This is a genomic window from Kangiella aquimarina DSM 16071 (assembly GCF_000374105.1).
In the GTDB taxonomy this organism is placed as follows: domain Bacteria; phylum Pseudomonadota; class Gammaproteobacteria; order Enterobacterales; family Kangiellaceae; genus Kangiella; species Kangiella aquimarina.
Map to the genome: position 1 here is coordinate 1,344,281 of NZ_KB893650.1, position 25,018 is coordinate 1,369,298.

Here is a 25,018-nt window from a genome sequence, read left to right on the forward strand (position 1 = left end):
CTGAATATTAGATGATATATAGCCAAGACTTTCACAAAGTTGAGGATCTGGTTGCACTCTTCAATCAAGAGTTTGCTGACTGCAATACATGTCTGCAAGCGGGTGCTGAAGAACCTTTCTATCAGGCTGCAGTTGAAGGTAAGCCCGCTATCATTTATTCAACCTATGACTATTTTGCCAGTGCTCTGCATGAGTGTGCGCACTGGTGTATTGCTGGCGAAAAGCGCCGCCAGCTTGATGACTATGGTTATTGGTATGCTGCTGACGGCCGTACCGCGCAACAGCAGCAGGAGTTTTTCCAAGTTGAGCAGAAACCACAGGCTTTGGAATGGGCTTTTGCATTGGCGGCCAATTTGCCTTTTAGACTGAGCCTGGATAACCTTAACAACCCAACCGGTGATGCTGAGACTTTCAGAGAGCAAGTTTACGCGAGCTTAACCGATTACTTTGAGCTCGGGTTCCCAACTCGTGCTTTGCGAATGATTCAGATGCTTTGTCGTTACTATCGACAAGGTCAACCCATTCAAATTCCAGATATTTCATCATGTTCCATTTAGGTTTTATTGTTAATCCATTCGCCGGAATAGGCGGTAAAGTTGGCCTTAAAGGTAGTGACGGCGAAGCCATTCGTGCAGAAGCCTTTGCCCGTGGCGCGGTCAGTCAGTCGGCGAATCGTGCACGCATTACTTTGGAAATTTTGAAGCCTTATAAAGACCAGCTAACTTTTTTCACCGCCTCAGGTGACATGGGCGAAAACCTTCTGAAAGAACTCGGCTTTAATTATGAGTGCGTTTATTCCTACGAGGGAGCATCGACAGCACAGGATACAATAGAAGCAGCGAATAAAATCGTTGCTAAAAAAGCTAACTTATTTCTCTTTGCTGGCGGCGATGGAACTGCCAGGAACATCTATGAAGCGGTTGGCGAAGAGCTCCCCGTGCTTGGCATTCCTGCTGGTGTGAAGATTCATTCCGGCGTTTATGCGGTAACCCCAAAAGCTGCTGGGCTTGTCATTGAGCAAATGCTCAATAATGAGCTGGTTAGTCTGCTCGAAACCTCGGTCATGGATATCGATGAAGAAGCTTTCCGCAAAGGTAATGTACGGGCTAAAAAATATGGTGAAATGCAGGTTCCGGCTGAGCATCGCTATGTTCAATCTACCAAGTCCGGTGGTAAGGAAGTTGAAGCTCTAGTCGTGCAGGATATTGCTGACTATGTGGTGGAGCAGATGGAGGATGATGTCCATTACCTGATCGGTTCAGGCACAACCTGCGCCGCTGTGATGGATTCGCTAGGCCTCGAAAACACTTTGTTGGGCATTGATCATGTTTTTCAGCAGAGGCTGGTTCAGCCGGATGTCTATGAAAAGCATATCCTGGAGCTTCTCGAAGCTCATCCCGAGAAGGTCAAGGCTGTGATAACCATCATTGGCGGGCAGGGCCATATTATTGGTCGCGGTAATCAGCAGTTAAGCGCCAAAGTTTTACGTCAACTGGGCCGGGATAACTTGATTGTCATTGCTACCAAAACCAAGTTGCAGCAATTAAATGGTAAGCCTCTAATCGTCGATAGTGACGATCTAGCCTTGAATGAAGAGTTTTCCGGACCTATCAAAGTGATTACCGGTTACGAAGACTCGGTTTTATATCCTGTAGGCAGGATCTAAATTTTGTCTTTTGGGAGATTGCCCTACATCTTTGTGCGAGATCTCTTACAAGCATCTGCGAAATCGCTGAAAAGCCCCGAGTAAAACAACCTTAAGAATGCATGTTTTAATGCTAACTCATTGATTTTAAATGACATTAGAAGTTCTGAATGTAAGCTTGCCTTAATAAATTTCAATTTTGACTTGTTGTGCAAAGCGATAACTTTGATAAAGTAGCCCGCGTAGTCAGGGAGATTACACAATCTACAAATCGAGTCTGGAAGAATATAGGAACATGGAAACGAGTATACGGATATACCACCCAAGGTAGGGAATCAGGGGATCTATAAACGATTCACAATTGAAAGCGGCTTCGGCCGCTTTTATTTTATCTATTACATCTAGCTGTAATTTATATTTTATTCAATCTTGTGTAGACTCAGAGCATAGTACGCCAATTCTGGCAACCTCAGGAAAAACTATGCAAAACAAGGTGTTAATCTTATTCGCTCATCCAGCTTACGAACAATCAGTCGCTAACCGGGCGATGGTTTCTGCTATTCGTGAACTGGAGGGAGTGACATTTAACGACCTCTATGAAAAGTATCCAGACTTCTTCATTGATGTTGAAGAAGAGCAACGTCTTCTTAAAGAACACCAGATAATCATTTTCCAACATCCATTTTACTGGTACAGCTCACCTTCGTTGCTCAAGGAGTGGCAAGATGTCGTGCTTGATTATGGATTTGCCTATGGTGATGGGGGGTATCAGTTGTCTGGTAAGTCTCTGATGAATGCCGTAACTATTGGTGGCAGTGAAAGCAGTTACGGCTCAACAGGCTTTAATCATTACCCGGTTGAAGAGCTGCTAAAGCCCTTCGAGCAAACGGCAATATTTTGTGGCATGCGCTATTTAAAGCCTTTTGTACTTTTTGATGCACTGGCTTTGTCAGATTCTGAGTTGGCTGATGAAGCGCACCGTTATGCACAGTTGATCCGATCATTAAGGGATGATGATTCACTACTGTCGGGGGAGAATTTGTAATGGAAATGCAGGGCGCCTTATACCAGACATTTATCTTTTTGCTGGCTGCAGTAATCGGAGTGACACTGGCAAAACGCATGGGACTAGGTTCTGTGCTTGGTTATTTAGGTGCTGGAATTATTATTGGGCCTTTCGCGCTCGGTTTGGTGGGTGATGATGTGGGCGATGTCATGCACTTCGCCGAGTTTGGGGTGGTCATGATGCTGTTCCTGATTGGGCTTGAGCTGGAGCCTAAAAAACTTTGGAAGCTGAGGGTGCCGATTCTTGGACTTGGTGGGCTTCAGGTAATATTGACAACCTTATTGATCACTGCAATATCTGTTTCAGTAATTGGATTACATTGGAAGATGTCCCTGGCCATAGGAATGATGCTAGCGCTGTCATCAACCGCTATCGTGTTACAGACGCTTTCTGAAAAAGGCTTGCTCAGAACACATGGCGGAAAATCTGCCTTCTCAGTTCTACTTTTTCAAGACGTGATTGTGATCCCTATGATTGCAATCATGCCGCTTCTTTCAACGTTGCACGTTGATGCAACGACATCCGTTGGTCATGTCGAAGAATTAGGCTTGCAACAAACATTCCTCATTCTGGGCTCGGTCATAGGCATTATTCTGGTAGGCCGCTATCTGGTTTCTCCAATTTTCAACTGGATAGCTCGAACTGGTTTAAGAGAAATATTTATTGCAACTTCCTTGCTATTGGTAATCACTATTACTCTGGTCATGCAGAAAGTTGGTTTATCTCCAGCACTTGGAGCATTTTTGGCTGGAGTTGTATTAGCCGAGAGTCAATACCGGCATGAGCTGGAAGTAGGGCTGGATACCTTTAAGAGTTTATTGCTGGGGCTGTTCTTTATCACGGTTGGAGCAAGTATCAATTTAGATGTACTCATTGAGTATGCTGGCGTTATTATCGGTTTGCTGGTTCTGTTACTTGTTGTGAAAATTGTCGTATTAGGCGTATTGGCTGCACAGTTTAAAATGCCGCTTCTGGAAAACCTGATCTTTACCTTCTCATTGGCACAGGGTGGTGAGTTCGCATTCGTACTGTCTACCTATGCTGCACAGAATGGTGTGCTCGATCAAAACACCATTTCTATTCTGACGGTGGTAGTTACCCTGAGCATGTTGCTCACGCCATTATTGATTATTTTTGCCGAGCGAGTATTACAGCCGCGCCTGAAAAAAGACATCGAGCATCGCGACTTCGATGAAATAGATGATGGAGAAACGCCCGTTATTGTCGCCGGTTATGGTCGCTTCGGGCAGGTTGTCTCACGCCTGCTTAGATCACAAGGTTTTAATACAACTTTGTTAGAGTATGACGTCATGCAGATAGAGCTGGTGAAAAAGTTCGGTACTAAGGCATTTTATGGTGATGTTACTAACGTAGAAATTCTCAAAGCTGCAGGCGCAGAAACTGCAAAGCTAATGATTATTGCGGTAGATAATCAGGATAAGTGTTTAAAGGTCACCAGGTTGTGTAAGGAACATTTCCCGCAGCTAAAAGTACTAGCCAGGGCAAAAGGTCGTCGCGAAGCCCATGAGCTTAGAAAAGCTGGCGCAGACTTTGTGGTGAGGGAGACTTTAGGCTCAGCCTTGCTGCTTGGACAGGAGGCGTTAAGTGCGCTAGGTTTCAGGCATTACCAGGCCCATCGTGCAGCAAAAACTTTCTTGCATTATGACAATAAGCATCTTGAAGAACTGTCTGACATCTGGGGAGATGATAAGCAATACATTCTTGAAGCCGCTGAAAAAGCAGAGTTATTAGAGACTGTATTACGTGCAGATCAGGAGGCTAATAAAGTAGAACAGCGACAACCCTGGATGGCGGACTGGACATCCGAAGAAGGTGCCGAAGAAACCAAAAAAAGTGAGGAAAGCTGACTTTGACTTTGCCTGATATTGGTTATCTGGAACTGTTTTACGTTCTTTTGCCAGTGGCTCTGGTTGGGATCATTTTTTATCGTTGGTCTATTGGGCTATCTGACTTAGTCATCGCTACTGTAAGAATGGTGGTGCAATTAATCGCGATTGGTTTTGTACTAGTCTATCTATTCACCAGTGAAAATTGGCTACTTGGCCTGGCTGTAATGTCTTTTATGCTTTTAGTTTCCGGCTGGATAGCAATGCGTCCGTTAAAGTATAAAAACAGTCAACATTTCATGCAGTTAGCGACTGCTTTGTTGTTTGGATGTGGATCGGTTCTCGCTCTGATAATTGTTGCTGTGCTACATTTAGAACCATGGTATCAGCCACGATATGTGATTCCTTTAGCTGGAATGTTGCTAGCCAATACTATGAATAGTTTGAGCCTGGCAGGAGAACGTTTAGACAGTGAACTGCTAATCTCTCAAACTCAAGAGTTGGCACGAAACAAGGCATTTAATACTGCAATGATCCCGCAAATAAACAGTTTGCTTGCAGTAGGTCTGGTGGCATTGCCGGGCATGATGACTGGACAAATTTTATCCGGAGTTTCTCCTCTATTGGCGGTGCGTTATCAAATTGTCATTATGGCTGCAATTTTGTGCTCAGCAGCATTCTCGGTAGCAATATATTTAAGCTTAAGACTCAAAGCTCGGCTTATTACTCATCAGGATTAGGTGGTTATTAGGTTTGAGTTAAATCTACTTGTGACATGATATTCACAAGTAATATTGATAATAGATTGTGTAATACTCTGATTTGGAGACCTTATGAATTTACGCGGCATTTTAATGAAAGTGCGAGCCGTGGAACTCATGGAAGGTGGCGGCTTTAAAGTTCGACGTCCATTCCCCGGACAAATCCCTGACAGGATTGTCGATCCATTCTTATTAATTGATGAAATGGGGCCTGCTGAATATGGTCCTGGCGAAGCCGTGGGTGCACCCGATCATCCTCATCGTGGTTTTGAAACTGTCACCTACATGCTGGATGGTGTTTTTGAGCATAAAGATTCAGCAGGGCATAGTGGGCGTATTGCACCCGGAGATGTACAGTGGATGACTGCCGGTAGCGGTGTTGTTCATTCTGAGATGCCTTCAAGCTTGATCATGGAAAAAGGTGGTCGTGTGCATGGCTTTCAAATCTGGGTCAACCTTCCTGCCAAGCATAAAATGGATCCCCCTCGATATCAGGAAATTCCTGACGAGTCGATTCCTACTGTGACAACAGAGGATGGCCGTGTATCAGTAAAAATTATTGCTGGTGAAGCCATGGGTAAAAAGGCAGTCATTGATACTCATATTCCGATTACTTTCCAGCATTGGATCATCAATCCTGGTAGCTCTTACACCCAAGAGGTTAAGTCAGGCCTTAATGCCATGCTATATGTATTTCATGGTAGCGGGTTGAGAATTGATGGTCTGAAGGTGGATGATGGAGAAATGATCATTCTACATGATGGTGATGCAGTAAAGTTTTCTCTTGATGCTGATGCTGAGAGCCATGTTGAGTTTTTGTTGCTGGCAGGTGAACCAATTAAAGAGCCTGTCGTCAGGCATGGTCCTTTTGTCATGAATTCGCCTCAGGAGATAAAACAGGCAATTCTAGATTTTCAAAGCGGAAAGATGGGGCGAATTGAATAATTATTATCACAAAAAAATGCCTGCAGAAAGCAGGCATTTTTTATGCTTACACTGTTATTAATAACACCTGTTATTACTTAAAGCTTACTTAAAACTTCTAAAGCTATTTCATTAAACTTTGCAGTGATTTCTTCATCGGGAAGTCGAATGCTTTGTGCTTCAACCATAAGAGCACCCTGCTCAAGTGGGATATAAAGTCGTTTTCTCTCTCTAAAGACATCGTATTGCTCAAGAGTGTCTTGAGTACCATTTTTTTCGTAATGACTGTCCCAGCGCTTAACACCATCTTTGCCTAAATATGTCACTATTACGTAACCCCGACGATTGCTGCCATATGTGCAAGCGACCCCATCTGCTTGAGGGCGGTCTTTCATTGATGGGGTGTGGTTGATATCGAATCGGGGAATTGCCCAGGCTGTATCACCTTGCAGTAAATGGTAAGGTTTGGCCGGTTGGCTAGCTGCACAAAGATCAAGTGATGGACCTCCCACCATGTCAGCACTTGCCGCTTTGGGTTGTGTGTTTTCAGAGACTTGCTCTAGTCGAGATAGCACTTTCTCAGCAATCCATATGTTGGACTCCATTTCTGTGCGATCATTATATGGAATTTGTGTTGTGATCATGAGCAATCGATTCCCAGTCTTTATTATTAACTGGTCTCTGCCACTAAAAGTTCCTTTCCAGGAAACCTCTCCAAGACCAAATCGCTCCTCATCTTGAGCGGTTACATCGCCCTCAATGTGCTGTATTTGAATCCATCCCACAGGTGTTCCTTCGTCAACTGAACGCCATTTGCAGGCAATGAAGGGAGTGATGGGGCTATGGTTTGGGATTTGTCTTGATGAACCGTATTGAGAATGATACTGATCAGTAGGTAGTCCGATAGTCGCTAATTCTTCTTTAGTGAGTAGTTGGCAGGGATCAAGATTGATGCTATCTGGTAAGTCGGACAGTTCAATATTTGCAGGCAGATTTTGAGGTTTGCTCTGCGACTCTTGTTCAACTTGGTTTGACATCTGTGTAGTGCGTTGCACTGTGGTATCAGTTTGATCATCGCTACAACTTGTGGCAATCAGTAGCGTTATTCCTGATGCAAGTAGCACTTTTAGGCGGTTTCCAAAAATCATGACTCTCTCCTTTATTGTCGATTAGGCATCATGACAAAATTAGACGAGAATCTCAAAAGAGTGTTAATTAAATATCTCTAAATTGATAAGTAGCGCATAACTGATTGGGAATTATAAGCCAATAAATCTATTAAATTTGAGTTAGTTTTATTAACGATATACATTATGTTTTTTTATGGAAATATCTCTAAAAACTCTATAAATAACAAAAAGATATAACTTCCCTGATTTTGATTGACCCCTTGAAAATCATGCATTAGAATCCGCGCCGCACTTTATAAACACACGGAGACTAACAAAGTGAAAATTAAATTAATTACTGCAGCGGTCCTTCTTTCTTCAGCGGTTTCAGCTCAAGCAGAAGAGTACACGATTCTTTCTGATGTTAACTGGAGCAAAGTTGAGATTGGTGGCATCACTTATCATGCTGCTGGCTTGTCTGGTACTTACTTCTTCGACAATAAAGAAGCGCTAGGTCCTTACAACGAATTCGAATATATCAACAAAGTTAGTAATGTTAATGCTAACTACTTAAATGTTGAAACTGGCGAATACTATACTGCTGCTATCGGTGGTGAGTTATTTGTTGAGAACTTCCTGGTTGGTGCTGGTTACTCAGAAGATAAATTTGATAACGATGCTAGCCTATTCACTTTAGGTTACTTGTTTAATGATGACTTTTTAGTTCGTGTTGATGCGGTAGATGCTGATGGTGTTGATACAGTTTATAACATTTCTGCTGCCTACAACCACCAAATCAATGACACTGATTACATCGGTTTCACTTTGGCAACTGACGACAATACTGACTACGTGACATTGTCTTCTAAGTACTTTACGCACTTGGGTAATGACCGTTACTTGACTGCAAATGTGTCTTTCACTGATTTTGACGGTGACAACACTTGGTCTGTTGGTTCTAGCTACTATTTCACTAAAGCAACTTCAGTATTTGCTACTTTGGCTGAAGACGACTTGTATGAAATTGGTGCACAGCATTTCTTCAACGAAAACATTGCTGTTTACGCTGAGTTTGCATCACAGGACGATATCATTGAAACTGAAACTTACACTATTGGTTTGAAAGCTCAGTTTTAATTGACGCTTGTTTAGCACGACTCATTTTCGAGTCTGTTAGTCATAGGAGCCGTGAATTTTTTTCACGGCTTTTTTTTATTTTTGAGTACGCTGAGGGCTGATTCTTTGCAGAAGGTATTTAGGAAGAGAAATCACTTCATTATTGATGGCACTGGCAATGATCTCGCCGCAAAGTATTGAAAGGCAAAGACCTCGAGTACCCATACCGTAATTGGTCCAGATCACTGGTGATACATCGGTTCTATCTTTGAGGGGGCCGCAGTAAGGAAAGCGGTCGTATGTAGTAGCACGAATTCCTACCCAGTCCGTACAGTCTTTTTGCTTTAACTGTAGCCCAAATCGCTCGTTAGCCTGCTCAATATTCTTCACTCTATCTTGCAAGTTGATTGCTTGATCGAGACTCATGTCAAAGGTCGCACCAACTATTAATTTATTTTCATACTCAAACAAGTGGCCATCGTAATTGATAGGGTACTCTAACCCCAGTCGTTGCTTTGGGCTCTGTTGCAGCTCGGTGAGCTGTCCTCTTAAGGGAGATAAGCTCGGTTCATCATCAGCCAGTTTATGCAACAGATTGCCATGGCCAGTTGCCAGAACGATATGGTCAAACTCATTTAACTCTTCAAGCGATTTAACGTCATGATTGAGATGTATTTGCTGTTTAGGGATTGATGCTACTAGCGCTTCACAGAACTGAGAACCGTTTACTAAAATACCGGGCATTAAAAGTCCCTTATGTTCCTGACTCTCGATCCGGGTCTTGCTCCACTGAAGTAAATCTGGACTCCAGTAGCGCTGATGATAGGTTCCTACATATTGTTCGAGCTGATATTCAGAATATTTTTCACTGCCCAGTTGTAAACATCTCTTGCTGAAACTCAATTGGTTACCAGTCTTTTGCTGGCGATATATAAAACGCTCAAGATGGGACAAGCCTAAAAAGGTCAACTGGCTAAAAGCGTTGTGATCCAGTGAGATATTGGGGGTCGCCAATAATGCTGGCATCTTAGAGGCGCCGCTGGCTAAACAATCGCCACTTTCAAACAGGTGAGCCTCAATACCTCGCTGATGCAAACTATGAGCTGTGGCACAGCCAGCCAGACCTGCCCCAATAATCGCGACTTTAGCCTGCTTTGGAGTTTCGCGGTTGAAGTAACTATCGGCGAGCGTTGGATGCGGACTTGAAATAGTCTTTTCCTGGAAACTACCTACCAGCATCTCACGCTTAAAGCCAAAGCCTTTTTGCTTAGCAACCTCAAACCCATAATGACGCAGTTGCTTACGAACCATGGAAGCCGCAGTAAAAGTAGCAAAAGTGGTTTGCCGTTCACCGTTGTTTACTGCATGTAATGCCATAAAATGAAGCAGACCTTTTGACCACATCTGCGGGTTTTTACTGGGTGCGAAACCATCAAGATACCAGGCATCTACTTTAAACTCTGAACCCGCCGCAAATTCCTTAAGCGCCTTATCGATGGGGCAGAGTATTAATCTCAACATGATTCGGCAGGGAAGTTCAATGGTATAGACCCCAGGCATTGCAGGAGGGTATTGTGCTAACAGCTCTTCGGTAAACTCTGATTCAACACCAAGTGCCAGATACATTTTCTGCAAATCATCTGGAGAAATTGGATACTGCTCTATGCTGATAAAGTTAAGTACAGCTTTCGAGCCTTTCTGAGTGTTCCGCCATAGTTCACAGGTACGTAACAAATTAAGCCCTGTGCCAAACCCGGTTTCAACAATGGTAAAGCTTCCTTCAGTCAATGCTGCGAAACGCTCTGGCAATTTATTGCCATCAAGGAAGACATAATCCGTTTCTGCTTTACCATCACGGCTATCGAAATATATATCGTTGAATTGTTTTGAGTATGGAACCAGAGGAGGGGATTCGGTTGAGCCCTCTCGAATTTTGGCTGGTCGCCATTCGATATTTGCGGGCTCAACGCCTAAAAATGCATTATGCATTGTCAGGGATTAACGTTTCTCAATTAAGGTCAGGAATTCGTTGCGCGTGTTTTGTGAGGAGCGGAACTGACCCAGCATGGTTGAGCTGGTCATAACAGAGTTCTGCTTTTCCACACCACGCATCATCATGCACATGTGTTTAGCTTCAACGATAACGCCAACGCCAGCTGCCCCTGTGACATCCTGAACGGCATGTGCAATCTGCTTGGTTAGATTTTCCTGAATCTGCAGGCGACGCGCAAACATGTCAACGATTCTGGCAATTTTGGATAATCCTATCACTTTACCAGTTGGTAAATAGCCAACATGAACCTTGCCTATGAAAGGTAGAATGTGGTGCTCGCACATGGAATACAGTTCGATATCTTTAACAATGACCATGGCGTCATTGTCGGAATCAAATATAGCCCCATTGACAACTTCGTTGAGGTCCTGCTCATAACCATGAGTCAGGAATTTCATCGCTTTCGCGGCTCTTTTGGGGGTATCTAAAATACCATTTCGGGATATATCTTCGCCAATCTCTACCAGGATTTCGCGGTATAAGTTTTCTAATTTATCGGACATTTATCTTACTCTGCGGTCGTTTCAGTCGTAATTCTAATAGATATCGCTACAATACCCAAATAATTATGAGTTTTGTGTGAAGAGCCTGTAGCTAAAAATGAAAATTGTTGCTGATGAAAATATGCCGTTGGTTCAAGAGCTGTTTGGTTCATTTTCCTCGGTAGTTTCTGAGGCTGGACGAAAAATAAACAGGGACTATTTGTTGGATGCTGATGTTTTATTGGTACGTTCCGTTACTCAGGTTAATTCTGGTCTGCTTCAAGACACTAAGGTAAAGTTTGTCGGTAGTGCAACAATTGGCACCGATCATATTGATCAGGCTTACTTATCAGAACAAGGCATAAAATTTGCCTATGCCCCCGGATGCAATGCACAAGCTGTAGCTGAATATGTTCTAGCTGCAATAGGCTATTGGGCCGATTACGCACACAAGGACCTGAGAAAGTGCAAGGTTGGTATTATTGGTGCGGGTAACGTTGGTTCCAGAGTAACTCAGGTTTTGGAGCTATTGGGGATAGAGTATTGTTTGAATGATCCGCCACTGCATGAGCAGGGCGACTCTCGTCAGTTTGTTTCTTTACAGAATATTCAGCAATGCGATGTTGTAACCTGTCATGTTCCTCTGACTATGCAAGGGCAGCATGCAACTCATCATTTAATTAATCAGCAATTTCTTTCTCAAATGCCCCCTGGCAGCTTGTTAATTAACAGTTCTCGTGGAGCTGTACTGGATAACACTGCGGCACTGTACTGTAAACAAGCTGGTCAGGATATTGATTTTGTTCTCGATGTCTGGGAAAACGAGCCAAATTTAAATATTGAGCTTTTAAATCAGTCTTTGATTGCTACGCCTCACATCGCTGGCTATTCGCAGGAAGGAAAAATTCGCGGCACCTACCAATTGTATCAGGCTGTTTGCAAGTGGCAGGGAATTGAGCAGGAATTTGTATTAAAGGATTTGTTGCCTGAAGCTCCCAAGTGGAACGCATCAGCTGAGTTACGTTCGGATACAGGCTTTCTGCATCAAAATTTGCGCCGTTTTTATGACATTAAAAGTGATGATCAACGGATGCGTCAGAAGCTGGCACAAGTATTGAGGCAAAGTGGGGCGACTATTAGTGAAGAGTTTGATAACCTGCGGAAAAACTACCCTCAGCGACTAGAGTTTCTGGAGTTAATGTGAATCCAATAGAATACATCATCACTAGCCGAATGCCCCGTGGCTGGAAAATCATAAGTTTAAGTTTTGCCATGTCGCTATTTATCGGCCTTCCGCTACTGTGGGGCTCTGCTTATTTGCCTGAAGGCGGTTTTCAAGTTTTTGCCGGCTTGGTTGCTCTGTTTATCGTAATTGCTGGGTTAATCAGCATGATAGGGGGCTTTATTGTCTTGCTGATCGATATTTATAGAAGTTGAGATTTTGTACTGTTTAAAATAAAAGCAATATATGAACGATATATGTTGACAATAATTGAAACTACTATAAGCTGGCCACAGCTAGAAAGAATGACCTAAGTATTTATACACTCCAAATCGCAGTTTTATTCGTAGTACTCCGTTCTGTAGTTTCAAAATTCTCAGCCAGTATTTCACGCTATTCATGCCTCATGAAGGCACCATTATATCTGGGTAAAATACCCAATTTAAATTACAGGATATTTATTATGTCTAAAACAGTTAAAGGAACCGTTAAATGGTTCAACGAAGCTAAAGGTTTTGGTTTTATCGAGCAAGAAAACGGTCCAGACGTTTTTGCTCATTTCAGCGCTATCGCTAGCTCTGGATTCAAAACTTTGGCAGAAGGTCAACAAGTTGAGTTTACCTTGACTGACGGCCAGAAAGGCCCACAAGCTGAAAATATTACTGCTCTTTAATACTTAAAACTAAGTATTAAATCGTAATACGAAAAGCAAGCACCAAGTGCTTGCTTTTTTTATGCCTGACTTAAAAGTGAATAAAAGTTTAAGGCATCAAGCGTTCAATATTCCAGCCATCTTCAGTTGCCGTGTAGACAAAGCGATCATGTAATCGATGTGCGCCACCTTGCCAAAATTCAATGCTCTTTGGTTTGACCCGATAACCACTCCAGAAATCAGGTAATGGCACTTCACCCTTAGCAAAACGAGCTTTCATCTTCTCAAACTGTTGTACTAATAGATCGCGACTCTTGATAGGACGGCTTTGCTGCGAAGCCCATGCCGCAATCTGACTTTCGCGTGGTCTCTTAGTAAAGTAAGCTAAGGTTTCTTTTATGCCCAGTTTTTCTGCAGTGCCTTTGATAGAGACCTGGCGCTCCATTTTATGCCACGGGAAGTGCAGACAAACATTCGGGTTATCTGCAATCTGTTGCGCCTTGTTGCTTTGGCTGTTGGTATAAAAGACAAATCCTTTATCGCTAACATCTTTGAGTAGAACTATACGTTGGCTTGGACAGTGATCCTTATCAACTGTACTTAAAACCATTGCTGTAGGGTCATTCAAATCAAAGTCAATTGCTTGCTGCAACCACAGTTGAAACTGCTCAATAGGGTTATTCGCCAAGTCCGAGCGATGGAGCTTGGTTAGAAGGTATTCACGACGTAAATCATCTATTGCCATAACTCTTTCCGTAACTCTACCTAGTCAATCTAATAAGTCGCTCAGGACTTTTTCTTCATAGGTGCTTCGCCAGTATCAACCAGGACAGCACCGAATTTCTTTTTCGGTTTATTGGATTGGGCCGGAGCTGCTGATTTTTTACCTTGTTTCTTTTCCAGTCGTTTTTTCTCACGAGCTGTTAATTTTTTAGCGCCATCTTTCTTCTTTTTACTACCAGCCGCTTTGCCGCTGGCCTTGAGTTTCTTTGGACCCTTGTATTTTCCTTGAAGCTCTTTAATGGTTCTTAACTGAAACTTGCCACTGATAGCTTTTTCAATAGTCACCATTAGGTTCCATTCTCGATGGCTGATTAACGATATTGCTGTACCCGTCTCACCGGCTCGTGCTGTACGACCGATACGGTGGATATAATCTTCGGCGTTGTGAGCCATATCGAAGTTGATAACCAGATCAATGTCTTTGACATCAATACCGCGTGCAGCGACATCGGATGCAATCAAAACTTTTATCTTACTATCTCTAAATTGCGTCATAACGTGGTTACGAACACTTTGCGAAATATCGCCGTGCAGCGTTCCGGCGGCAATTTTATGATAGCGGATCAACCCACCCAGACGATCAACCTGTTCTTTGGTATTACAGAAGACAATAGCCTTACGATATTCTTCATTGGCCAGTAACCATTGGGTGAGCTTTTCTTTGTGGTTTAAATCATCTGCGGTGATAATAAATTGTTCAATTGCATCGTTTTTAGCTTCAAAGGTGTTTAGAACAATGGCTTCAGGTTCATCCATCAGGTAATCAGTTAAATGCCTGATACCTTTGGTTTTAAGAGTTGCTGAGAAGAGTAGCGTCTGCCTTTCTGAATTGCAGTAACCGGCAATAGCCTGCACGTCATCGGTGAAGCCCATTTCGAACATCTTATCCGCTTCATCAATCACCAGATATTCCAGATCATTCAAATCGGCGCTTTCCTTTTCACAATGCTCGAGCATGCGTCCCGGTGTTGCGATGATGATTTCTGGGTTGTCACGGAAAATTGATTGCTGATATTTATACTCCGCACCACCGATTATCAGCCCGGTTTTAATTGGGGTAAATTGTGTTAAATCTTTCGCATGCTTATTGATTTGGCGCGCCAGCTCTCTCGTCGGAGCGAGAATAAGGACTCGAGTACTGGTGTGACGTGATGGTTTTTCTAATAATTTATGAATGATCGGAAGCAGGAATGCCGCAGTTTTACCTGAGCCAGTTTCGGCGCTGACCATAACATCCTTTCCATCCAATATTGGTTGGATAGACTGCTGTTGAACTTCAGTTGGAGTAGGAAGCTGTAATTTTTCTAACGCTTTTTGAAGGCCAGAATGAAGGCTCTGGAAAATAGATGTCTCAGACACTTGAATAACCGGTTGAAAATAACTGGCGCCATTTTAACACTGATTCCAATTAATAGTGGTAATTATTTGGCCTGTTTTGCTCTCAGCAAGGGCTTTAGCATCCCTTCAAGCCCATTAAGTTTGACCTCATAAATCAGCGCCAATTGACGACCTAGCCTATTGTTTGGGAATCCTTCTTTATGAAACCAGACCAGATAGGGCTCTGGTAACTCAAGCAGGCGTCTTCCCTGATATTTACCAAAGGGCATGACTTGGTTGATGGCATCGATAAGCTCTTGCTGGGGCTTTTGTGGCTGTTCAGGATGGGGCATTTATCACTCTGTAGATTGCAATCTCAATACGAGTGTTTATGATGCTATAAAGTTTTAAAGTCAAGCAAAGATACAGAGAGAACCCATGAAAAAGACATTTCTGAGTACATTAGTCGTTGCTATTTCGTTGAGTGCTTTGACAGCTTGCCAGCAGGAAGAATCCACTGAGCAGCCGGTAAACACTGAAGTTGTTGCAGAGGTAAAAGTTGCCGAAAAGCCTGTTGATTATGGCGTTAAAGCAGAAGCAATCAGTAAAAAATACATCATTGCCGATACTCACATTGATGTACCTCATCGATTACTGGAAAAGTACGATGATGTCAGCATGGCAACAGAAGGTGGTGATTTTGACTATCCGCGTGCTGTTAAAGGCGGATTAGATGCACCATTTATGTCGATTTATACCCCTGCTGATCTTGAAGAGAAGGGTGGTAGTAAAGAGCAGGCTGAACAACTGATCGATATGGTCGAAAAAATGGTTGCTGATTCGCCGGATAAATTTGCTCTGGCTATGTCGCCAGGTGACTTATTGCGTAACTTTAGACAGGGGTTAATTTCATTACCGATGGGTATGGAAAATGGCTCTCCCTTAGAAGGCGATTTAGGCAACGTTGAGTATTTCTTTGAGCGAGGCATTCGCTATATTACCTTGGCTCATTCACTGAGCAATCATTTATCAGATTCTTCTTATGATGAGGCCCGTCCGAATGATGGCTTGAGCGAATTTGGCCGTGAAGTAGTCAAAGAAATGAACCGTCTTGGCATGATGGTTGATGTGTCTCATTTGTCGGATAAAGCCTTCCATGACGTGCTTGAGGTATCAGAAGTGCCAGTCATTGCCAGTCACTCATCTGCGCGCCATTTTACGCCTGGTTTTGAGCGCAATATGAGTGATGAGATGATAAAAGCACTTGCAGATAACGGCGGTGTTATTTTCATTAACTTTGGCTCTACCTTCGTTTCGCAAGCTTCTCGAGATAACTATGATGCTTATAAAGAAGCCCGCCAACAATTTATGGAAGAAAATGGCGTTACTGCAGAGCATGAAAGTGTTATGGAATTTACTAAGCAATACCGCGCAGAAAAACCATTTGAATTTGCCGATCTTGAAATAGTTCTGGATCACTTCGACCACGTTATAAAATTGGTCGGTGTTGATTATGTTGGTATTGGATCAGATTATGATGGCGTTGGCGACAGTCTGCCAACAGGTCTTAAAGACGTTGCTACTTATCCGAATTTAATAGAAGGATTATTGGTTCGAGGCTATAGCGAAGAAGAGATTGCTAAGATTTTATCCGGCAATTTACTGCGCGTATGGACCCAGGTTGAGAACCACGCCCAACAACAATAATTGCTTAGTTAATTAGTTTCATTATGATGAATATTGAAAAAACACAGTTTATCAACACAAAAGGGGAAAACAATGAACAATAAAATTATTTCAATAGTCGTTTTAGTCGCCGGCATTGCTTTATTTTTCTGGGGCTACAATATGACTCAAGGTGCTGAAGAGCAGATCCGTGAAGCTTGGACTGGCTCTTTCTCTGATAAGGCTACCTGGCTAATGATTGGTGGCGGTATTCTTGCCTTGGTTGGTTTATTACAATTAGTGTTTGGTAAGAAGTAAGTTAATAATTTAGGGTGCCTGGGGTTATAACGTTAACTTAGGCTGCTAAATTTAGTTAAATAGTTGTCATCCCCGCGAAAGCGGGGATCCATTTCTTTTTAAAGTTATTCCAGTAGCTATTTTTCGCTACTTAGTCATAGGATGGGTTAGACTTAGTCGTAACCCATCACACTAACGACTTAGATTAGGTGTTTACAACGTTCATTTTTTGGACGAGCAAAAAACGAACCAAAAAACTCGCCCTAAAAGTTAGGCGCTTCGCGCTTCCCTTCGCAGTTAAAATCACTTTACGTGCCGCAAAACGAAACTTCCCTGTTTCGAATTTGCTAAATTGGGCTTTCCATGCCCAATTTACACTATGATTTTGCCTGCTCAGGCTAACTTTTAATGGGGTATTCAGCGCTAGCCTTTAGTATTTTTATCTATGATTTCTACTTCTTTGTGTATTAAGTTCTAGCGCGATAAAACCTAATTCTTCCTATTTAATTTTGTTCAGTTTTTCGGTTAAATTGTCCATCTGCTGCTGCAAAACTGCATTGACCGCTTTTGACTAGTCTTCGGTGTTCTGATTAACAAAACCTGTAACGCGGTAGGTCAGAGTGAGTATGGTGTTGCCATCTTCAGTTGACTCGAATTTCCACAGCATGTGTCCATTGACTGCTAATGACTGAAGTGGACCTAAGCCCCCAATCATTTGAACACTAATTCCTGGATTTACCTGTGCAATGGTCATATGCAGTGCTTGCTTGTTGCCATTCCTCTCGCAGAAGCATCCGCCGGCTTGCGGTTCGATTGTCATGGCTGAAGCATCGCCAAACCAGGTGTGACTATCTTGCCACCAATCGCCGATTTGTAGGAACTGTTGATAGGCTTGATCCTTTGGAGTCGTTAATGTCGTTTTGATGGATACAATAAAATGTTGTTCTGATAGTTCGCTCACTTCGGCTTTGGCCATCAAGGCTGACAATAAAAGAATAATTAAAGTTGTTATTTTCATAGGTATTCCCTCAAGTGTTTGCTCACTAGATTACTGCGGCTGGTGTAATAAATCTACTAGTGCCTGCGCTGCATTGGAGAGCGTTTTATTGGTGCGGTAAATGATGCCCATGCTACGAACCGAGAGGTTTCTTTCTTTGCTGATTACCGTTAAGGGTTCACTGACCAGCCGCTCCGGGAGTAGGGTCCAGCCCATTTTGCAGGCCACTAATTTGGCGATGACTTCCAGGTAATTGGCCGTTTTTACTTTACCAAGGTGTACCCCTAAGGCATCCAATTGTTGCTCAAACAATTCTCTTGGAAAGGTGTGGGCGGGCGGTAGAATGCAAGGATAACTGCTGAGCTGGCTGGTGGGGTTGTCATGATTAAGCAGCTCATAATCTTTATGGCAGACCATTTGCAGGGCTTCTTGCCAGATCAGCTGATGATTGAGTCTTGGGTCCGCCTGATTGGGGAAGGTTAAAAGCGCCAATTCGAGATCGCCTGTCAATACACGCTCATAAGCCAGTTCTGAGTCAATGAAGTCAATATTGAGATCCACTTCCGGGTAGGTATCGATATAATGCTCAAGATAATTGGGAAGCAGGTGCAGACCAATATAGTGGCTGGTTCCTATATGCAGCTGGCCACTGACTTTACCGGTCAAATCCCGGATTTCCTGAAGTGTGTTGTCAATGCCACCAAGAATAGCAGGAGCCTGTTGGCGTAACAGGCGTCCGGCCTCGGTTTCAATCACATGATTTCCAACTCGGTCAAACAGATTGGTACCGACTATAGCTTCCAGTCTTTTGATGCGTTTGCTCAAAGCAGGTTGGGTCAATTGCAGCTTTTTAGCAGCAAGGGTAAAAGAGCCAATACTCGCAACACTTAAAAAGGTACGCAGTAAGTCGGTATCCATGTCATTCCTGCAAGTTATCGATTTAATGAAAATAATGAATTTGAGTTATTATAGGCGAAGTTCTATGATGCTCAAGTGACAGTTGTTGCTGTCAGGACACTCTTATGCCTGTATTTGTGCAATAAAGCCGATAGTGGGCAATCTGGCAAGCAGACATTAACTCTTTTTATATACTCTTTTTTTAAACAATAGAGGTGCCAAATGGCTGGTAAAACCCTTTATGACAAGTTATGGGATGACCATCTTGTCGCGCAAAATGATGACGGCTCAGCGCTGATCTATATCGACCGTCAACTTCTCCATGAAGTCACTTCGCCACAGGCTTTTGAAGGCCTCAAGCTGGCTGGCCGTAAGCCACGTCGTATCGACGCGAACTTAGCGACTCCTGATCACAATGTACCGACTACCGATAGAACAAAGGGTATTGAAGATCCGATTTCACGTATTCAGGTGCAGACGCTTGATGACAACTGTGATGAGTACGGTGTTACTGAATTTAAAATGGATGATATTCGCCAGGGTATTGTGCATGTAATTGGTCCTGAGCAGGGCTACACTTTGCCTGGTATCACCATGGTTTGTGGTGACTCTCATACCGCAACTCATGGTGCTTTCGGAGCCATGGCATTTGGTGTAGGTACATCAGAAGTAGAGCATGTTTTGGCAACACAGTGCTTACGTCAGAAGAAAATGAAGAACATGCTTATCAAAGTTGACGGTAAGCTTGGTGTTGGCGTAACCGCTAAAGATATCGTTCTAGCAGTGATCGGCGAAATTGGTACTGCCGGCGGTAATGGCCACGCGATGGAGTTTGCTGGTAGCGCAATTGAAGACTTATCAATGGAAGGTCGTATGACCATCTGTAATATGGCTATTGAAGCGGGTGCGCGTATTGGTCTGGTAGCTGTCGATGATAAGACTGTTGAATACGTCAAAGGCCGTCCATTTGCACCAAAAGGTGAGCATTGGGATATGGCCGTTAAAGCCTGGCGAGAGCTTAAAAGTGATAGCGATGCGCAATTCGATAAAGTGGTTGAGCTAAAAGCTGAAGACATTATCCCTCAAGTCACCTGGGGCACGTCACCAGAGATGGTTAAGCCAGTGACCGGTACCATTCCTAATCCAGCTAATGAATCAAACGCCGTCAAGAAAGAAGGTATCGAGCGAGCGCTTAAGTATATGGACTTAAAAGCGGACATGCCGATTACTCAAATCCCGGTCGACAAAGTCTTTATTGGCTCTTGTACCAATTCACGCATTGAAGATTTGCGTGAGGCAGCAGCAGTTGCCAAAGGTCGTAAAGTCGCTGCTAGCGTCAAGTTGGCGATGGTGGTTCCAGGTTCTGGTCTGGTAAAACAACAGGCTGAAGCTGAAGGTCTGGATAAAATCTTTATTGAAGCAGGTTTCCAATGGCGTGAGCCTGGTTGCTCGATGTGTCTGGCCATGAATGCCGATCGCTTAGAGCCGGGTGAACATTGTGCTTCAACTTCAAACCGTAACTTCGAAGGTCGTCAAGGCCAAGGTGGACGTACACACCTGGTGAGTCCAGGAATGGCAGCGGCCGCAGCAGTCTATGGTCACTTCACGGATGTTCGTGAATTAGAATTACAACCGATTACTGGAGGTGCACACTAATGGAAGCTTTTACTCAGCATACAGGTTTAGCGGTGCCATTAGACCGTGCCAATGTGGATACTGATGCGATTATTCCAAAGCAGTTCTTGAAGTCGATTAAACGTAGCGGTTTTGGTCCAAACTTATTCGATGAATGGCGTTATCTTGATCATGGTGAGCCGGGTATGGATAACTCCAAGCGCCCAGTAAACCCAGACTTTGTTCTGAACTTCCCGCGCTATAAAGGGGCATCAGTATTGTTGGCTCGCGAAAACTTCGGTTGCGGTTCGAGCCGTGAGCATGCTCCCTGGGCTTTAGAGGATTATGGCATTAAGGCGGTAATTGCACCGAGTTTTGCTGATATTTTCTTCAATAACTGCTTCAAAAACGGTATCTTACCGATTATTTTAGACCATGATACGGTTGATTTGCTGTTCAAAGAAACCGAAGCAAATGAAGGTTATAAGTTAGATATCAACCTTGAACAGCAAACTATCACGCGCCCGAATGGTGAAGTGATTAATTTTGATGTTGAGCCAGATCGTAAGCATAGCTTGTTGAATGGCCTGGATGATATTGGTATCACCCTACAACAGGAAGCGGCGATTACTGCTTATGAAGAGGAACGTAAGAAGCGCGCTCCATGGCTTTTTAATAACTAAAGGAATCAGCATGAAAGGGACTTTAGGCTTTGTTTCTCGAATAAGTATTGCTTGGATAAGTCTTTTATGGATAAGCCTTGTGTCAGCTCAACCATCAGGTTTGAGCTTTAATGAGGCCTTAGGTAAAGCACATCAGATGGAGTCGGAACTTGCGCAGGAAGACGAGTATCGATTATTTATGGCTCAAGGTGAGTTTTTAGGAAAGGCTATCCCTGTCTGTATTAATAAAACAGGTAATTTTGCAGAGAAATTTACGGTAGTTGTGAGTCTTGAAGCATCGGGTGCAGTGAGTCAATTATGGCACCAACCTGAGAATGCCTTCGTTGCATGTTTTGCCAATGAAATGAAGCGACAATTTTCATATATAGGTGATAAGGCTCCCTTCTTCACAGCAATTGAATACAGTACAAACAATTAAATTGAGTTGAATTATGACTAAGAAAATTTTGGTATTACCGGGCGATGGTATTGGTCCGGAGATTGTGGGTCAGGCGACACGTGTATTGGACGCGTTGATTGCTGATCATGGTTTGGATATGGCTTATGAGTCTGCGTTGGTGGGCGGTTCATCTTTCGATGAGCATGGAGTGCCTTTAACTGATGAAGTTCTAGAGCAAGCGCGTCAGGCAGACTCTGTATTGCTTGGTGCAGTGGGTGGTCCTAAGTGGGAACAATACGAAATTGCAGTTCGCCCTGAAAAAGCGCTATTAAAACTACGTTCAGAACTAAAATTGTTTGGTAATTTACGCCCTGCAATTTTGTATCCACAGTTGGCTAGCGCATCAAGCTTAAAGCCTGAGTTGGTTTCTGGTCTGGATGTATTGATCGTTCGTGAGTTAACCGGTGGTATCTATTTCGGTCAACCACGTGGTATTCGTACAAACAACAATGGTGAGCGCGAAGGTTTTAATACTTACATCTATAGTGAGAGTGAAATTGAGCGTATTGCACATGTTGCATTCCGTGCAGCCATGCTACGCGGTAAGCGTTTATGTTCAGTGGATAAAGCCAATGTGCTTGAAGTGACTGAACTGTGGCGCGAAGTGATGACTCGTGTTGGTAAAGAGTATCCTGACGTTGAGTTAACGCATATGTATGTGGATAACGCTGCAATGCAACTCGTTCGCGCACCTAAGCAGTTTGATGTGATGGTTACTGGCAATATGTTTGGTGATATTTTGTCTGATTGTGCCGCTATGCTAACCGGCTCAATAGGTATGTTGCCATCGGCCAGTCTGGATGCAAACGGTAAGGGTATGTATGAGCCTATTCATGGCAGTGCACCTGATATCGCTGGTCAGAATAAAGCTAATCCACTAGCGACTATCCTTTCGGTTTCGATGATGTTGCGTCACAGCTTCGGTGAAGAAGCTTTGGCAGACAAAATTGAAAATGCCGTTTCTACTGTCCTGGATCAAGGTTACCGCACCGGTGACATTTATACTGACGGCATGAAACTGGTATCGACCAGTGAAATGGGCGATGCAGTATTGGCTGCTCTGAAATAAGGGTCACTAAAATAAGGGTTACCATGACAAACAAAGGCTTATCAGCCTCTGATTTGACCATATCGCGTGCTGAGCACGTTTTGTTGGAAGGCGCTGAACTTGAGTTGGCGCCTTCAACTATTACATATCTTTATGGTGAAAATGGTGCTGGCAAAACCAGTCTGATGCGTTGCCTGTCCGGGCTGTTACAGGCAGATAGCGGCAAAATTCATTGGAATGGCCAGCCCATCACCAATCTTGATTCTAATTACTTTCAAGACCTTATCTTCCTCGCTCATGCCTTATCTATGAAGGCGGAGCTTACTATTTTTGAAAACTTAAGCTTCTATGCTCGATTGAGAGGCGTTAAAGATCCTAAGCCTTTGATTGACAGCGCGACTCATGACTTAGGGATTGGACAGTTACAGGGGCGCCGCTTTGCAGAATTATCTGCAGGTCAGCAGCATAAGGTTGCCTTATGTCGATTAGTGATTGAGCCTGCAAAGATTTGGATTCTGGACGAACCTTTCGTCAATCTGGATAAGGGCACGCGCCATTGGCTGGCAGAACTGATCCAACAATTTGCCAAACAGGGCGGAGTGGTTCTCTTTACCTCACACCATGAGATTGAAGAGTTGGCCATAGACCAACGCATAGGGATTGAGCACTAATGTTTAGCGCACTATTGAAAAGAGAGCTGATGGTTGCACGCCGTAACTGGATCGGTATCGTCATTCCTTTGTTTTTCTTCATAATGGTGGTCAGTCTGTTTCCATTTGGGGTCAGTCCTGAAGCCCCTGTTTTGCAAAAAATCGCGCCAGGCATTATTTGGGTCGCTGCCTTGCTCTCAACCTTGCTATCGCTTGAGCAGTTTTACCGTAGTGATTATCAGGACGGTTCGCTTGAGCAGACCTTGCTAATTGCAGGGCCAACACAAGTTGCCAGTGCTAAAATTCTGGCCCATTGGCTATTAACAGGACTGCCACTGGTAATTATTTCCCCTTTGTTGGGTATTTTGATGCAGATCAATCATGGCTTCGTGGAATCCAATCATACTTGGGTCCTGATGTTGAGTCTGCTGTTAGGAACACCGACTCTTTGCCTGATTGGTGCCATAGGGATGAGTTTGGCTCTGGCTGCCAATCGAAATGGCATGTTGGTTGCAATTCTGGTGTTGCCGCTCTACGTACCGATTTTGATTTTTGGCACATCAACTGTTACAGCATCGCTGGAAAATTTCAGCTATAATGGCCAACTTGCGATTTTGGCTGCACTTTTAATGATTGCGCTGGTAGTAAGTCCCTTTGCAGCGGGGCGCGCATTGAAAATTTCGGTCAGCTAGCAAATTGCTAGTGGCCAGCTTAATTAAAGACTGACTGACAATAGGTTTACAATTAATGGCTTCTCGTTGGCGTTGGTTTCATCAACTCGGTTCCCCTAAATGGTTCTTTGAAAAATCCTCCAAATGGCTTCCGTGGATCTGGGCAAGTACCCTGATTCTACTGGCAATTGGACTCTATTATTCGTTGTGGGCTTCGCCAATAGAGGCTCGTCAGGGACAGGGACATACCGTTCGTATCATGTATATCCATGTTCCGGCCGCAGCGCTTTCGATGGTCGGTTATGTGGTTATGGCAATTGCCTCGATCATCGGCCTGGTCTGGAAAATGAAGATGGCGTTTGCTGCTTCTCGCGCCATTGCGCCTATTGGTGCAGCCATGACTTTCATTGCTCTATTCACCGGAGCGGTCTGGGGTAAGCCTACCTGGGGCACCTGGTGGGAATGGGATGCGCGTCTGACCTCAGAACTACTATTGTTATTCCTATATTTGGGTTTTATCGCACTGCATTCTTCTTTTGCCGAACGCGCCAAGGCCGATAAAGCTGCCTCAGTATTGGCCATCGTTGGTGTGATCAATGTGCCAATTATCTATTTCTCAGTGAAATGGTGGAACACTCTGCATCAAGGTTATTCGGTGACTCAGAAAGGAGCCCTGGCGCCAGAATTTCAGGTGCCGTTATTCATCATGATAGGTGCTTTCTATCTATTATTCATAGGCTTAGTCATCATGCGCTTACGGGTAGAGGTTTTAATCCGTGAACAGAAATCTCGTTGGGTTTCGGACTGGGCCGCTTCTCACGAACCAAAGCAAATGCAGAAGAGAGGTTAAACGATGAATAGCTTCCACGAATTCATATTTATGGGCAAACATGGCGCTTATGTCTGGTCCAGCTATATCGTAACTTTTCTAGTGTTATTAGGTTTATTCTATTGGTTCCGATATTTATTGAAATCTCTGCGTAGCCAAGTAAAATCTGAGCTCAATTCAGATGATTCTGGTCGTGGTCAGGTTAAAGCACGCAAGCTAAAAGTTGATAAAGCCGAATCACGAGATTAATG

At 43.6% G+C, this 25,018-nt stretch carries 28 protein-coding genes; 20 read left to right on the plus strand and 8 right to left on the minus strand.

Annotated features, from left to right (window positions below):
* Positions 1–11 precede the first annotated feature (11 nt).
* The 6 genes from B158_RS0106495 to B158_RS0106520 all read left to right on the plus strand — a co-directional run bounded on the left by B158_RS0106495 (position 12) and on the right by B158_RS0106520 (position 6,264).
* On the plus strand, positions 12–557 hold the full coding sequence (locus B158_RS0106495; RefSeq protein WP_018624554.1) for an elongation factor P hydroxylase: 546 nt from the start codon (positions 12–14) through the stop codon (positions 555–557).
* The gene (locus B158_RS0106500) at positions 545–1,666 is read left to right on the plus strand and encodes an ATP-NAD kinase family protein (RefSeq protein ID WP_018624555.1); all 1,122 of its coding nucleotides are present in this window, start codon (positions 545–547) and stop codon (positions 1,664–1,666) included. Before B158_RS0106495 ends, B158_RS0106500 begins: the two co-directional genes overlap by 13 nt.
* Before the next feature lie 460 nt (positions 1,667–2,126).
* Entirely contained in the window at positions 2,127–2,690 is a 564-nt protein-coding gene (locus B158_RS0106505) for an NAD(P)H-dependent oxidoreductase (RefSeq protein ID WP_018624556.1), read from the plus strand.
* Positions 2,690–4,579, plus strand: a complete 1,890-nt coding sequence (locus B158_RS0106510; RefSeq protein WP_018624557.1) for a monovalent cation:proton antiporter-2 (CPA2) family protein — start codon at positions 2,690–2,692, stop codon at positions 4,577–4,579. Before B158_RS0106505 ends, B158_RS0106510 begins: the two co-directional genes overlap by 1 nt.
* A gap of 2 nt (positions 4,580–4,581) precedes the next feature.
* Complete coding sequence (locus tag B158_RS0106515) at positions 4,582–5,298, plus strand: ABC transporter permease (protein WP_018624558.1); 717 nt, start codon at positions 4,582–4,584, stop codon at positions 5,296–5,298.
* 93 nt (positions 5,299–5,391) lie between these two features.
* Positions 5,392–6,264, plus strand: a complete 873-nt coding sequence (locus B158_RS0106520; RefSeq protein ID WP_018624559.1) for a pirin family protein — start codon at positions 5,392–5,394, stop codon at positions 6,262–6,264.
* Positions 6,265–6,341: 77 nt separating this feature from the next.
* On the opposite strand, the gene B158_RS0106525 is transcribed toward B158_RS0106520, so the two are convergent.
* A complete protein-coding gene (locus B158_RS0106525; RefSeq protein WP_018624560.1) occupies positions 6,342–7,391 on the minus strand; it encodes a hypothetical protein in 1,050 nt (349 codons plus the stop codon).
* Positions 7,392–7,691: 300 nt separating this feature from the next.
* Between B158_RS0106525 and B158_RS0106530 the strand changes: the two genes are divergently transcribed.
* Positions 7,692–8,489, plus strand: a complete 798-nt coding sequence (locus B158_RS0106530) for a putative porin (protein ID WP_018624561.1) — start codon at positions 7,692–7,694, stop codon at positions 8,487–8,489.
* A gap of 75 nt (positions 8,490–8,564) precedes the next feature.
* Here B158_RS0106530 and mnmD read toward each other — a convergent pair whose 3' ends face one another.
* Together mnmD and folE are read right to left on the minus strand one after the other, a co-directional pair.
* On the minus strand, positions 8,565–10,457 hold the full coding sequence (gene mnmD / locus B158_RS0106535; protein WP_018624562.1) for a tRNA (5-methylaminomethyl-2-thiouridine)(34)-methyltransferase MnmD: 1,893 nt from the start codon (positions 10,455–10,457) through the stop codon (positions 8,565–8,567).
* 9 nt (positions 10,458–10,466) lie between these two features.
* Positions 10,467–11,024, minus strand: a complete 558-nt coding sequence (folE, locus tag B158_RS0106540) for a GTP cyclohydrolase I FolE (RefSeq protein WP_018624563.1) — start codon at positions 11,022–11,024, stop codon at positions 10,467–10,469.
* Positions 11,025–11,121: 97 nt separating this feature from the next.
* Here folE and B158_RS0106545 point away from each other — a divergent pair, with 97 nt between their 5' ends.
* The 3 genes from B158_RS0106545 to B158_RS0106555 all read left to right on the plus strand — a co-directional run bounded on the left by B158_RS0106545 (position 11,122) and on the right by B158_RS0106555 (position 12,898).
* Complete coding sequence (locus B158_RS0106545) at positions 11,122–12,207, plus strand: 4-phosphoerythronate dehydrogenase (RefSeq protein WP_018624564.1); 1,086 nt, start codon at positions 11,122–11,124, stop codon at positions 12,205–12,207.
* A complete protein-coding gene (locus B158_RS0106550) occupies positions 12,204–12,440 on the plus strand; it encodes a hypothetical protein (RefSeq protein WP_018624565.1) in 237 nt (78 codons plus the stop codon). The genes B158_RS0106545 and B158_RS0106550 overlap by 4 nt, the downstream gene beginning before the upstream one ends.
* A gap of 248 nt (positions 12,441–12,688) precedes the next feature.
* Positions 12,689–12,898 carry a cold-shock protein gene (locus B158_RS0106555; protein WP_012800902.1) on the plus strand — a complete coding sequence of 70 codons (210 nt, stop codon included), beginning with the start codon at positions 12,689–12,691 and terminating at the stop codon, positions 12,896–12,898.
* 88 nt (positions 12,899–12,986) lie between these two features.
* Here B158_RS0106555 and pdxH read toward each other — a convergent pair whose 3' ends face one another.
* The 3 genes from pdxH to B158_RS0106570 all read right to left on the minus strand — a co-directional run bounded on the left by pdxH (position 12,987) and on the right by B158_RS0106570 (position 15,330).
* A complete protein-coding gene (gene pdxH, locus B158_RS0106560) occupies positions 12,987–13,622 on the minus strand; it encodes a pyridoxamine 5'-phosphate oxidase (protein ID WP_018624566.1) in 636 nt (211 codons plus the stop codon).
* Positions 13,623–13,663: 41 nt separating this feature from the next.
* Positions 13,664–15,019: a DEAD/DEAH box helicase gene (locus B158_RS0106565; RefSeq protein WP_018624567.1), complete on the minus strand. Its 1,356-nt coding sequence runs from the start codon at positions 15,017–15,019 to the stop codon at positions 13,664–13,666.
* 62 nt (positions 15,020–15,081) lie between these two features.
* On the minus strand, positions 15,082–15,330 hold the full coding sequence (locus B158_RS0106570) for a DUF3820 family protein (RefSeq protein ID WP_018624568.1): 249 nt from the start codon (positions 15,328–15,330) through the stop codon (positions 15,082–15,084).
* Positions 15,331–15,415: 85 nt separating this feature from the next.
* Here B158_RS0106570 and B158_RS0106575 point away from each other — a divergent pair, with 85 nt between their 5' ends.
* On the plus strand, positions 15,416–16,684 hold the full coding sequence (locus B158_RS0106575; protein ID WP_018624569.1) for a dipeptidase: 1,269 nt from the start codon (positions 15,416–15,418) through the stop codon (positions 16,682–16,684).
* Between the two features lie 72 nt (positions 16,685–16,756).
* A complete protein-coding gene (locus tag B158_RS0106580) occupies positions 16,757–16,960 on the plus strand; it encodes a DUF3185 family protein (protein WP_018624570.1) in 204 nt (67 codons plus the stop codon).
* A gap of 550 nt (positions 16,961–17,510) precedes the next feature.
* On the opposite strand, the gene B158_RS0106585 is transcribed toward B158_RS0106580, so the two are convergent.
* Both B158_RS0106585 and B158_RS0106590 read right to left on the minus strand, forming a co-directional pair.
* On the minus strand, positions 17,511–17,957 hold the full coding sequence (locus B158_RS0106585; RefSeq protein ID WP_018624571.1) for an SRPBCC family protein: 447 nt from the start codon (positions 17,955–17,957) through the stop codon (positions 17,511–17,513).
* A 30-nt stretch (positions 17,958–17,987) separates the two neighbouring features.
* Positions 17,988–18,854, minus strand: a complete 867-nt coding sequence (locus tag B158_RS0106590) for a LysR family transcriptional regulator (protein ID WP_018624572.1) — start codon at positions 18,852–18,854, stop codon at positions 17,988–17,990.
* Positions 18,855–19,055: 201 nt separating this feature from the next.
* On the opposite strand from B158_RS0106590, the gene leuC reads away from it, so the two are divergent.
* Genes leuC through ccmD form a run of 8 tightly spaced genes read left to right on the plus strand, consistent with a single transcriptional unit; the run spans position 19,056 to position 25,016 of the window.
* The gene (gene leuC, locus B158_RS0106595) at positions 19,056–20,489 is read left to right on the plus strand and encodes a 3-isopropylmalate dehydratase large subunit (RefSeq protein WP_018624573.1); all 1,434 of its coding nucleotides are present in this window, start codon (positions 19,056–19,058) and stop codon (positions 20,487–20,489) included.
* Entirely contained in the window at positions 20,489–21,130 is a 642-nt protein-coding gene (gene leuD / locus B158_RS0106600; protein ID WP_018624574.1) for a 3-isopropylmalate dehydratase small subunit, read from the plus strand. Before leuC ends, leuD begins: the two co-directional genes overlap by 1 nt.
* Before the next feature lie 10 nt (positions 21,131–21,140).
* Positions 21,141–21,548 carry a hypothetical protein gene (locus B158_RS0106605; RefSeq protein WP_018624575.1) on the plus strand — a complete coding sequence of 136 codons (408 nt, stop codon included), beginning with the start codon at positions 21,141–21,143 and terminating at the stop codon, positions 21,546–21,548.
* Positions 21,549–21,561: 13 nt separating this feature from the next.
* Positions 21,562–22,638, plus strand: coding sequence for a 3-isopropylmalate dehydrogenase (gene leuB / locus B158_RS0106610; protein ID WP_018624576.1), 1,077 nt, complete (start codon positions 21,562–21,564; stop codon positions 22,636–22,638).
* Positions 22,639–22,661: 23 nt separating this feature from the next.
* Positions 22,662–23,288: a heme ABC exporter ATP-binding protein CcmA gene (ccmA, locus tag B158_RS0106615; RefSeq protein ID WP_018624577.1), complete on the plus strand. Its 627-nt coding sequence runs from the start codon at positions 22,662–22,664 to the stop codon at positions 23,286–23,288.
* Complete coding sequence (gene ccmB / locus B158_RS0106620; protein WP_018624578.1) at positions 23,288–23,959, plus strand: heme exporter protein CcmB; 672 nt, start codon at positions 23,288–23,290, stop codon at positions 23,957–23,959. Before ccmA ends, ccmB begins: the two co-directional genes overlap by 1 nt.
* A 55-nt stretch (positions 23,960–24,014) precedes the next feature.
* A complete protein-coding gene (gene ccmC / locus B158_RS0106625; protein WP_018624579.1) occupies positions 24,015–24,788 on the plus strand; it encodes a heme ABC transporter permease CcmC in 774 nt (257 codons plus the stop codon).
* 3 nt (positions 24,789–24,791) lie between these two features.
* The gene (gene ccmD / locus B158_RS0106630) at positions 24,792–25,016 is read left to right on the plus strand and encodes a heme exporter protein CcmD (RefSeq protein ID WP_018624580.1); all 225 of its coding nucleotides are present in this window, start codon (positions 24,792–24,794) and stop codon (positions 25,014–25,016) included.
* Positions 25,017–25,018 lie beyond the last annotated feature (2 nt).